Annotated in this window: 9 protein-coding genes; 1 reads left to right on the top strand and 8 read right to left on the bottom strand. The window is 69.3% G+C overall.

From position 1 onward, the window contains the following. Positions 1–322 precede the first annotated feature (322 nt). Together hisS and G6026_RS14905 are read right to left on the bottom strand one after the other, a co-directional pair. The gene (gene hisS / locus G6026_RS14910) at positions 323–1,603 is read right to left on the bottom strand and encodes a histidine--tRNA ligase (protein WP_182613634.1); all 1,281 of its coding nucleotides are present in this window, start codon (positions 1,601–1,603) and stop codon (positions 323–325) included. 50 nt (positions 1,604–1,653) lie between these two features. Continuing rightward, complete coding sequence (locus G6026_RS14905; protein ID WP_182613633.1) at positions 1,654–2,319, bottom strand: MBL fold metallo-hydrolase; 666 nt, start codon at positions 2,317–2,319, stop codon at positions 1,654–1,656. Positions 2,320–2,523: 204 nt separating this feature from the next. On the opposite strand from G6026_RS14905, the gene G6026_RS14900 reads away from it, so the two are divergent. Next, positions 2,524–3,471 (top strand): peptidylprolyl isomerase, encoded by a 948-nt coding sequence (locus tag G6026_RS14900; RefSeq protein WP_107756544.1) that lies wholly within the window; start codon positions 2,524–2,526, stop codon positions 3,469–3,471. 60 nt (positions 3,472–3,531) lie between these two features. Here the strand turns inward: G6026_RS14900 and G6026_RS14895 are convergent, their stop codons facing one another. The 6 genes from G6026_RS14895 to ruvB form a co-directional block, all read right to left on the bottom strand. Beyond that, positions 3,532–5,907 (bottom strand): bifunctional (p)ppGpp synthetase/guanosine-3',5'-bis(diphosphate) 3'-pyrophosphohydrolase, encoded by a 2,376-nt coding sequence (locus G6026_RS14895; RefSeq protein ID WP_182613632.1) that lies wholly within the window; start codon positions 5,905–5,907, stop codon positions 3,532–3,534. A gap of 45 nt (positions 5,908–5,952) precedes the next feature. Then, positions 5,953–6,510 (bottom strand): adenine phosphoribosyltransferase, encoded by a 558-nt coding sequence (locus tag G6026_RS14890; RefSeq protein ID WP_107756546.1) that lies wholly within the window; start codon positions 6,508–6,510, stop codon positions 5,953–5,955. Continuing rightward, complete coding sequence (gene secF, locus G6026_RS14885) at positions 6,507–7,562, bottom strand: protein translocase subunit SecF (RefSeq protein ID WP_107756547.1); 1,056 nt, start codon at positions 7,560–7,562, stop codon at positions 6,507–6,509. The genes G6026_RS14890 and secF overlap by 4 nt, the downstream gene beginning before the upstream one ends. Next, positions 7,559–9,292 carry a protein translocase subunit SecD gene (gene secD / locus G6026_RS14880; RefSeq protein WP_231750260.1) on the bottom strand — a complete coding sequence of 578 codons (1,734 nt, stop codon included), beginning with the start codon at positions 9,290–9,292 and terminating at the stop codon, positions 7,559–7,561. The genes secF and secD overlap by 4 nt, the downstream gene beginning before the upstream one ends. A gap of 54 nt (positions 9,293–9,346) precedes the next feature. Continuing rightward, on the bottom strand, positions 9,347–9,769 hold the full coding sequence (yajC, locus tag G6026_RS14875) for a preprotein translocase subunit YajC (RefSeq protein WP_231750261.1): 423 nt from the start codon (positions 9,767–9,769) through the stop codon (positions 9,347–9,349). Next, positions 9,766–10,681 (bottom strand): Holliday junction branch migration DNA helicase RuvB (gene ruvB, locus G6026_RS14870; protein WP_194307638.1); only part of this gene is annotated, 916 nt, incomplete at its 5' end. The genes yajC and ruvB, both read right to left, overlap by 4 nt.

The raw sequence follows: 10,681 nt of genomic DNA, 5'->3' as shown, positions 1-10,681 counted from the left end.
TCCCCGCCGTGATCCCGGCGGCGCGCCACCCAGCCGGCCAGGGTGACGGTGTCCCCGGCGTCGGCGGCTCGGAGCTGGCCGGCGGAATGGGTGCGCAGCACGGGGTGGTCCTCTCGTCGGGAATGCTGGATGGTCGGCGAACGGCGACGGGACCCGCCGCGGTTCGTGCGGTCGGACCCGGGTTCGGACGACGCACAGTCTACGTCCACCCCCCGGTGTCCCCGGCGTCGGCTGCGGCCGACGCCCGGCGCGGACGGTCCCGCCGGATCGATCCGGTCGTGCGGCACCTCCGGTCCGCGGGTGTCGCGATCCCCGTCGGCGCTCAGCGGGCGACGAGCCCCGTGACGTGGTCGACCACCGAGTCCACCGGGACCGCGTTCTGCTCGCCCGTCGCCATCGTCTTGACCACCACGGTGCCCGAGGCCAACTCGTTCTCACCCACCACGAGGGTGACCGCGGCCCCTGACCTGTCGGCGGCCTTGAACGCCCCCTTCATGCCGCGGTCGCCGTAGGCCATGTCGGCGCGCAGACCCGCCTGACGGAACCCGGCCAGGACGGGCACCATCGCGGCCCTGGCCGGAGCGCCGAGCGCCACGCCATAGACGTCCACCCGGCCGCCGACGGTGGGGTCGATACCCTCCACCTGCAGCGCCAGCATCGTGCGGTCCACGCCGATGCCGAATCCGATGCCCGACAGGTCCTGCCCCCCGAGCTGTTCCATCAGTCCGTCGTAGCGCCCGCCGCCCCCGATCCCGGACTGGGCGCCGAGTCCGTCGTGGACGAACTCGAACGTGGTCTTGGTGTAGTAGTCCAGGCCGCGGACCATCCGGGGATTGACCTCATAGGCAACGCCGAGTGCGTCGAGGTGCGACCGGACCTCCGCGAAGTGGGCGGCGCTCTGGTCCGAGAGGTGGTCGATCATCAGCGGGGCGTCCGCGAGCTGGGCACGGACCGCCGGGCGCTTGTCGTCGAGCACGCGCAGCGGGTTGATCCGGGCGCGCTCCCGGGTGGCCTCGTCGAGATCCAGCCCGGCGAGAAAGGCCTGCAGCCGCTCCCGGTACCCGGGGCGGCAGGTCTCGTCTCCGAGCGAGGTGAGCTCCAGTCGGAACCCGGTCAACCCGAGGGAGCGGAACGCCTCGTCGGCCACCGCGATCACCTCGGCGTCGAGGGCGGGGTCGTCGATCCCGATCGCCTCGATGCCGACCTGCTGCAGCTGGCGGTACCGCCCGGCCTGGGGACGTTCGTAGCGGAAGAACGGGCCGGCGTAACAGAGCTTGACGGGAAGCTGCCCGCGATCCAGGCCGTTCTCGATGACCGCACGCATGACCCCGGCCGTCCCCTCGGGCCGGAGGGTGACGCTCCGGCCGCCGCGATCGGAGAACGTGTACATCTCCTTGGAGACGACATCGGTGGACTCACCCACGCCGCGGGCGAACAGCGCGGTGTCCTCGAAGATCGGCAGCTCGATGTGCCCGTACCCCGCCCGCCGGGCGGCCGAGGTGATCGCCTCCCGGACCGCGACGAACCCGGCCGAGGTCGGGGGGACGTAGTCCGGCACCCCCTTCGGTGCCTTGAGCGCGGTCTTCTTCTGAGTGCCGGTCACGTGTGGTGGATCCTTGCGTGTAGTCGGTGGGTGGATCGGGGGGCGGGGGTCTAGAGGTCGCGTAAGAACGGGTTGGACCGCCGTTCCCGGCCGACGGTGGTCGAGGGGCCGTGGCCGGGGAGCACGACCGCGTCGTCGTCCAATGTGAGGAACTTCTTGGCGATCGACTGCATCAGCACATCGGTGTCGCCCGCGGGAAGATCGGTGCGACCCACCCCGTCCCGGAACAGCACGTCGCCGCCGAGCACGATGGTCCGCCGCCCCTCCTCTGTGTCGGCCACGATCCGGAAGGACACCGACCCGGGGCTGTGTCCGGGTACGTGGTCCACGTCGAAGGTCATCGACCCGAATCGCAGGGTGTCGCCGTCGAACACCTCCACGACCTCCGCCGGCTCGGTGAAGGTGACGCCCTTGAGCATGGCGGACAGGTCGAGCGAGAGTCCCTTGCCCGGATCGGAGAGCATCACGCGGTCCTCCGGGTGGATGTACGCCGGCACACCGTAATGATCGGCGACCTGCCGGGCGTTCCAGATGTGGTCCAGGTGACCGTGGGTGAGCAGTACCGCCCGTGGCCGCAGCCCCGCCTCGGACACCTGGCGGCGCACCTGGTCCTCGGCGTCCTGGCCCGGGTCGACGATGACGCAGTCCCCTGCGGCGTCGGACACGATGTAGCAGTTGGTCTGGAACATCCCTGCCGGGAATCCGATGATCTGCACGTCCCGCGCTCCCTTCCTCGATGGCCCGAGGGCTCCGTCGCAGGGCCCCGGGCCGACTGGGCCGCACACCGGAGTGGTGTGCAACCGTCTCGCCTCGACCTGGTAGACAAGACCCCTGGGCTGGAGCGCTGTGGTCTGCTCGCTTCGGCCCCACCGCGGCTCCAGCCGACTGTTCCAGCCTAGTCCAGGTACCCAGGAGGGTCAGTGTCCACCAACCAGGAACGCCGAGCCGAGGCGCGCCAGCGCCTGCGCGAGCAGATGGAGGCGCAGGCCCGTCGCGAGAAGCAACTCAAGATCGTGGCGGCCTCGGTCGTCGTCGCGGTCCTGCTGGGGATCGTCGGGGTGGTCGCCTGGATCAATTACGACCGCAAGCGCGCGGAGGAGTACGCGGCCAACTGGCTGACCTGCGAGTACCCCGCTGACACCGAGACCCCCCAACCGCTCGACCCCGCGGAGTTCGAGGACCAGGGCGACGAGGTGGTGGCCGAGGTGGAGGAGTTCAACGCGCAGGTCGAGACCGTCAACGAGAACAGGCGCGAGGCCGAGCCGCCGTCGGGTGACCAGGCCCGCCGGGGAACCGCGGAACTGACCATCACCACCGACCGCGGCCAGATCCCCCTCACGCTCGATCGTTCCGGCGCGCCCTGCAACGTCGCGAGCTTCGTCCACCTGGCCGAGCAGCGGTACTTCGACGACACCGAGTGCCACCGTCTGACCGTGGCGGAGGAGACCACCGGCCCGGAGGAGGTTCCCGGACTGTCGGTGCTGCAGTGCGGCGACCCGACGGGGACCGGGCTGTCCGGGCCCGGGTACTCCGTGGTGGACGAGCCGCCCGCGCCCGACACCCTCGAACTCGCGGCCGACGGGTCGGGTGCCGCCATCTACCCCCGCGGAACCGTCGCCATGGCCAAGTCGCAGGCGCCCGACAGTGCCGGGAGCCAGTTCTTCCTGGTGTACGAGGACTCGGCGCTCCCGCCGGAGTACACCGTCATGGGAACGGTCGGTGAACCGGGGCTGGAGGTGCTCGACGACATCGCCGAGACCGGCGTGAAGAGCGACGATCCGACGGACCGCGACAACCAGGTGCCGCGGCGTCCCGTCACCATCGAGTCCGTGGTCGTCGACGCCCAGTCAGGACTCCCCGACAGGTGAGTCGGGGGCCGGCCCGCCCGCCGAGGCGTGGTCGGCGGCCGGACCGACCGGGCTCCCGGCTCAGTTCGACGTCATCCGGTTGACGTCGAAGACCCCCTCGACGCCCCGGACCGTCTGCAGGACGTGTCCGAGGTGTTTGGGATCGGCCATCTCGAAGGTGAACCGCGAGATCGCCACCCGGTCGTCGCCGGCCGTCTGGACGGACGCGGACAGGATGTTGACCTTCTCGTCCGCCAGCACCTTGGTCACGTCCGACAGCAGCCTGTGTCTGTCGAGCGCCTCCACCTGGATCGCCACCAGGAACACCGCCCCGGGTTGGGGTGCCCACTCGACCTTGACCAGTCGCTCGGGCTCCCTGTGCAGGTCGGAGGCGTTGGTGCAGTCGGTGCGGTGGACGCTCACGGTCCCACCGCGGGTGATGAACCCCAGCACCTCGTCCCCGGGGACCGGCATGCAACAGCGGGCGAGCTTGGCGTGCACGTCCTTCACCCCGCCCACCAGGATCCCCGGACCGGGGGGCGCCGGTCGGTTCGAGGTGATGTTCTTGTCCCGCGAACGGTCCGCCAGCTCCTCGGTGACCTCGTCGACCCCCCCGTGGGCCGCGACGAGCCGACCCACGACGTGCTTCGCGGAGACGTGGTTCTCCCCGATCGCCGTGTAGAGCGCCGTGACGTCGGCGAAACCCAACTCACGTGCGACGCCCGCCAGTGACTCGTTGGAGAAGACCCGGTGGACGGGCACCCCGCCTCGGCGTACCTCCCGAGTGATGAGATCCTTGCCCCGTTCGAGGGCCTCCTCGCGCCGCTCCTTGGCGAACCACTGCCGGATCGAGCTCTTGGCCCTGCCCGAGACGACGAACTTCTGCCAGTCCAGACTGGGGCCCGCGTTGGGGTCCTTCGAGGTGAAGACCTCGACGACCTCGCCGTTCTCCAGGGGCCTCTCGAGCGCGACGAGCTTGCCGTTGACCCGCGCACCGATGCACCGGTGACCGACCTCGGTGTGGACGGCGTAGGCGAAGTCCACCGGTGTCGCACCGACGGGGAGATTGATCACGTCGCCCTTGGGCGTGAAGACGAAGATCTCCTTGCTGGTCATCTCGAACCGCAGGGAGTCCAGGAACTCCCCCGGATCGGCGGCCTCCCGCTGCCAGCTCAACAGTTGGCGCATCCACGCCATTTCGTCCACCTCGGCGGGATCGCCGTGGTGCTTGCCGCGGGTCTCCTTGTACCGCCAGTGCGCGGCGATCCCGTACTCGGCGTTCCGGTGCATCTCGTGGGTCCGGATCTGGATCTCCAACGGTTTGCCGTCGGGACCGATCACGGTGGTGTGCAGTGAGCGGTAGACGCCGAAGCGGGGCTGGGCGATGTAGTCCTTGAACCTCCCCGGCATCGGTTTCCAGGCGGAATGCACCACGCCGATCGCGGCGTAGCAGTCCCGGACGTCCTCGCACAGCACGCGGATGCCCACCAGGTCGTGGATCTCGTCGAACTCGCGTCCCCGGACGATCATCTTCTGGTAGATCGACCAGTAGTGCTTGGGTCGGCCCTCGACCCGGGCCTGGATGTGGGCGTTCTCCAGCTCGGCCCTGACCCGGGTGATCACCGTTCCCAGGTAGACGTCCCGGCTCGGCGCCCGATCGGCGACCAGTCGCACGATCTCCTGGTACTTCTTGGGCTCCAGGATCGCGAAGGCCAGGTCCTCGAGTTCCCACTTCACGGTGGCCATTCCGAGACGGTGGGCCAGAGGCGCGATCACCTCCAGGGTCTCGCGGGCCTTCTTGACCTGCTTCTCCGGCGGCAGGAATCGCATGGTCCGCATGTTGTGCAGGCGGTCGGCGACCTTGATCACCAGCACCCGCGGATCATGCGCCATCGCGATGATCATCTTGCGGATCGTCTCGGCCTCGGCCGCCTCGCCGAAGTCGACCTTGTCCAGCTTCGTGACCCCGTTGACGAGGTGTGCGACCTCGTCACCGAAATCCGAGGCCAGGGCCTCGAGGGAGTAGTCGGTGTCCTCCACGGTGTCGTGCAGCAGCGCTGCCACGAGGGTGGTGGTGTCCATGCCCATCTCGGCGCAGATGGTCGCCACCGCCAGTGGATGGGTGATGTAGGGGTCGCCGGATTTCCGGAACACGCCCTCGTGCTGGCGTTCTGCGAGCGCGTAGGCACGCGAGAGCAGCGCCACGTCGGCTTTGGCGTGGTGGATCCGGTGCACCCGGACAAGGGGTTCCAGGACCGCGGGAGTGGACGTCACCGTCAACCCCGAGGTGAGGCGCCGGGCCCACCTGGCCCGGACGCGACGGCCGGCGGACGGGCGGGCGCCCGGGATCACCGGGAGGGGCTGGGTGTTGGGCTGGGTGCTGGACCGGGTCTGCTCCGCAGGTGCGGGCTGGGGGCCGGCTCCGATGTTCGCTGTGGGATCCTGCCGATCGGTCATTCCGGCTTCTCCCTCCATGTCCGGTCCGTCAACGACGGGCGGTGGTCACGCGACCGTGAGGCAGGTCAGCGGTGTGCCGGACAGTCTATCCCTACCCCCGAGCCCGGGTACTTCGAGCACCACCGACAGGCCGGTCACCACGGCGCCACAGTCGTCGAGGAGCCCGACGGCCGCTCCGAGAGTGCCGCCGGTGGCCAGGACGTCGTCCACCACGAGGATCCGCGTGCCACTGAGGTCGAGGCCGTCGGCGGGGAGCTCGAGCGTCGCCGCCCCGTACTCGAGTTCGTACGAGCGCGAGTGCACGGGCGGTGGGAGTTTGCCCGCCTTTCGGATGGCCAGCACGCCGGTGCGCAGCCGCAACGCGACCGCCCCGGCGAGCAGGAAGCCACGCGCGTCCAGCCCTGCCACGTAGTCCACCGACCCGATCTCATGACCCGCGGCGAGGCCCGCCACCACGGCGTCGAAACCCTCGGGGTCGGCCAGCACGGGGGTGAGGTCACAGAACTGGACGCCGGCCACCGGGAAGTCCTCGACCCGGCGCATCAGGCGCTCGACGGCGGCCACGACCCCCGGGGACACACCCGAGGTCCCGTGGCCCTTCATGCGGTGGCCCCGGCCTTCTCCCGGCGGGCCAGGACCTTGGCGGTCTGGCGCTTGGTGGCGGGATCGAACTCCTTGAGCCACACCAGCAGCGGGGTCGCGAGGAAGATCGACGAGAACGTGCCCGTGATGATGCCGACGACCTGGACGATGGCGAGGTCGAGCAGCGTGCCCACCCCGAGGATCCACACCGCGACCACCAGCAACGCCAGCAACGGGAGGATGCCGATGGTGGTGGTGTGGATCGATCGCATGAGCGTCTGGTTGACCGCGAGGTTCGCCTCTTCGGCGTAGGTGCTACTCGAGGAGTGTTTGCTGCCGCGCGTGTTCTCGTCCACCTTGTCGAACACGATGACCGTGTCATAGAGGGAGAAACCGAGGATGGTGAGCAGGCCGATGACCGTGGCGGGTGAGACCTCGAATCCCAGGAGCGAATAGACGCCCGCCGTGGTGATGACGTCGAAGAAGAGCGCGACGACGCCGGCCACCGACATCCGCCACTCGAAGCGCAGCGCCATGTAGCCGAACACGATCACGATGAAGACCGCCAGGGCGATGATCATCTGCTGGGTGACCTGTCCACCCCAGCTCTCGCTGCGCGCGGAGTCGCCGACGGCCTCGATCGAGACCTCGCCGCTCGCCGCGACGGGCTGGAACTCCTCCACGAGCGCGAGCTTGGTCGCGTAGATCTCGTCACTGGTGAGGAAGCCGGTCTCCACCTCGACGATGCGCGCGTTGCCGGCTCCCACGATCTGGACCGTCTGGGGCTCCTGACCGAGAGTCTCCTCGACGACGGCGGCAACCCGGCCGGTGTCCGCATCCCCCGCCGGCATCGTCAACTTGGTGCCGCCGGTGAAGTCGATCCCGAAGGTGAACCCCCGGAAGATGATGCTCGCGAGGCAGATCGCGACGATCGCCCCGGTCAGGAGGAAGTACAGGCGGCGGCGCTGCACGATCGGGAACGCGCCGGTCCCCGTGTAGAGACGGTTGAACAGGCTCTCCGGCTGGTCGGGACCCGCCGTGCCGTCGGAGTCGATCGTTCCCGGGGCGCTCATCGGCCCTCCTCCTCGGAGTCGTCACGGCGCGGCAGGATCATCGTCACGCCCGGGGACGCCGGCCCCGGATCGGTGGGTCGCCCATCCGGGCCCCGCACGGTGGCGGACACGCCTCGGCCGCGCTCGGAGCCCGGATCGGATCCGTCCTTCTCGGCGTCCTGCTCGTGGCGGCGTCGCTCGGCGGAGTCGGCCCGGAGGGACTCCATCCGGCCGAGGCCGTTGGCCCACGGCTTGGTGAACAACGGCTTGGTCGAGGCCAGGTACACCAGCGGCCACAGGACGGTGAAGGCGACGAGGACGTCCATGACGGTGCTCAGTGCCAGGGTGAAGGCGAATCCGCGGACCTCTCCGGTGGCCAGCAGGTACAGCACCACGGCGCCGATCAGACTCACCACGTTGCCGGTGATGATGGTGCGACTGGCGCTCTTCCACGCTCTGGGTACCGCGGATCTGAACCGGTGACCGTCGCGGAGCTCGTCCTTGATCCTCTCGAAGAACACGACGTAGGAGTCCGCGGTCATGCCGATACCGATGATGAGGCCCGCCACCCCGGCCAGGTCGAGGCTGTAATCCACCGTGTACCCGAGGAACACGAGCATCACATAGGTGACGAGGAACGAGATCACGAGGGAGAAGAACGCGATCACGCCGAGCAACCGGTAGTACAGCACCGTGTACACCAGCACCAGCAGGAAACCGATCGCTCCTGCGAGCAGGCCGGCCTCGAGGGAGGCCAGACCCAGCGAGGCGGGCACGTTGTCGACGTTCGGGTCCTCGAACGAGATCGGCAGGGCGCCGAACCGGAGGTTCCCGGCGAGCGTCGCCGCCTCGTCCATGGTGAAACTGCCGGTTATCGACGTGGCCGACCCGACCGGGGTCACCCCCTGGACCACCGGCGCGCTGATCACCTCGCCGTCCAGGAGGATGGCGATCTGGCGCTGCAGGTACTCCTGGGTCAGGCGCGACCAGGTGGCGCTGCCCTGTTGTCCGGGTCCGGCGTTGAACCGGAACGACACCTCGTTCTGACCGGCCTGCTGGCTGAAGCCGGAGCTCACCGAGTCCTTGACGATCTGCTGGCCGTCGAGGCGCTCACCGTCCTCCGGTTCGCCGACGAGCAACGGGACGGGGCCGAGGACGTACTTGGCGCCCTCTCCGCACGCGATCAACGCCTGGGACTGATCCTCGAATCCCGCCGTGATCTCTCGTTCAGGGCACCGGAACTCAGGCAGACGCTGGATGAGTTCCTCGGGGTCGCCCTGTCGTACCTCGAGGGCCTCCTCCACCGCCCGGGCGACCGCCTCTCGGTCACCGACCGCGGCATCGACGGGTTCGACGTCCCCCTCGGCGACCGGCTGGACCTCGAGGACGGGGCGGATCGTCAGTTGCGAGGTGGTCCCGAGGTCCCGGGCCTGGCTCGAGTCCTCGCCGGGGACCGTGAGGACGATGTTGCTGCCCTCGATGACCACCGAGGTCCCGGCCACGCCGAGGCCGTCGACGCGATCGCGGATGATGTCCTGGGCCAGACGCAGGTCCTGCTCGTCGGGCTGTCCGATGGGGATCAGCGTGACCCGGGTCCCGCCCTGCAGGTCGATGCCGAGCTTGGGTGCGAGTCCCCGATCGGCGACGGCAAACGCCGCGAGGAAGAGGATGAAGAACACCACGCAGAACGAGGACAGCAGTGCCCAGGGCCTGGGGCGGGCGTCTACACGCCGAGAACGGACTGGTGACACGGGTGATCTCTCTCGGTCTTCTGCAGGGGCCTCCGGCTGGACGGCCCCATCACACTACTCGCCGGTAGCCCCTCGTCCGGAATCAGCGCCGTCTTCTCCGGTGGACGATCCGGGGGTCGTGCCGGGGTCGAGCTTCTCGCGGATCACCCGACGGTCCCACTGCGTCCGGACCCCGGGGGCGATCTCCAGGACCAGGGTCTCCTCGCCGACCGTGACGACCGTGGCGTGCAGCCCGGAAGTGGTGAGCACCTGATCACCGACCGAGAGTGAGGCCTGCATCTCCTGCAGGTCCTTCATCGCCTTCCGCTGCTTGGAGCTCTGGAAGAACATCAGCGCGACGAGCGCGATGATCATGAGTGGCAACAGGAGTTCCAGTCCCATGGGGGTCCTCTCGTGTCGGGACCCGTCGGTGGGTCCGAAGGTGTCGGGTCCGGGCGTCGGACCGGTCTCGTCCGAGGATGCCACCCGGGTGGTCATCCGCGCGGGCCGGGTCCCGTCTCCGTCTCCACCGGCAGCATCGGTTCGGTCGGATCCCTGTCCGATCGGCGCAGGCCCAGGTGCTCCCACGCCGCGGCGGTGGCGACCCGGCCACGGGGCGTGCGGGCGAGCAGACCGGCACGGACGAGGAACGGTTCACAGACCTCCTCGAGGGTGGTCGCCTCCTCCCCCACGGCCACGGCGAGCGTGCTCAATCCGACCGGCCCGCCCTCATGTTGGACGAGCAGCGCGCGCAGGACCGCACGGTCCAGTCTGTCCAGGCCCAGCTCGTCCACCTCGTAGACCCGGAGCGCCGCGCGGGCGACCGGAACAGTGACCCGCCCGTCCGCCCGGACCTCGGCGTAGTCGCGCACGCGGCGCAGCAGGCGGTTCGCGATCCGCGGTGTGCCGCGGGAGCGCCCGGCGATCTCCATCGCCGCGTCCGGTTGCACCGGGATCTCGAGGATCTCGGCCGCCCGGGAGACGATGCGGGCCAGGTCCTCGTCCGTGTAGAAGTCCATGTGCGCCGTGAAGCCGAAGCGATCGCGCAACGGGCCGGTGAGCGCACCTGATCGGGTGGTGGCGCCGACCAGTGTGAACGGGGCGATCTCCAGCGGGATGGAGGTCGCGCCGGGCCCTTTGCCCACCATGATGTCGATCCGGAAGTCCTCCATGGCGAGGTACAGCATCTCTTCTGCCGGACGTGCGATCCGGTGGATCTCGTCGATGAACAGGATGATGTCGCCCCGCTGATTGATCTCCTTGAGCACCTTCTTCAGGCGCTCCTCGAAGTCACCGCGGTAGCGGGAACCGGCCACCAGGGACCCCAGGTCGAGCGAGTAGACCTGCTTGTCCTTGAGGGTCTCGGGGACCTCGTTGTTGACGATGGCCTGGGCGAGGCCCTCGACGACC

The sequence above is a fragment of the Dietzia sp. DQ11-38-2 genome, assembly GCF_014145055.1.
Taxonomy (GTDB): Bacteria; Actinomycetota; Actinomycetes; order Mycobacteriales; family Mycobacteriaceae; genus Dietzia.
Note: the sequence above shows the minus strand (reverse complement) of the source record. Positions and strands in the feature narration are given on the sequence as shown.

Excerpts from the sequence above, each read along its gene's own strand:
- yajC (WP_231750261.1), bottom strand. The coding sequence starts at position 9,769 with ATGACCACCCGGGTGGCATCCTCGGACGAGACCGGTCCGACGCCCGGA.
- G6026_RS14890 (WP_107756546.1), bottom strand. The coding sequence starts at position 6,510 with ATGAAGGGCCACGGGACCTCGGGTGTGTCCCCGGGGGTCGTGGCCGCC.
- secF (WP_107756547.1), bottom strand. The coding sequence starts at position 7,562 with ATGAGCGCCCCGGGAACGATCGACTCCGACGGCACGGCGGGTCCCGAC.
- G6026_RS14895 (WP_182613632.1), bottom strand. The coding sequence starts at position 5,907 with ATGACCGATCGGCAGGATCCCACAGCGAACATCGGAGCCGGCCCCCAG.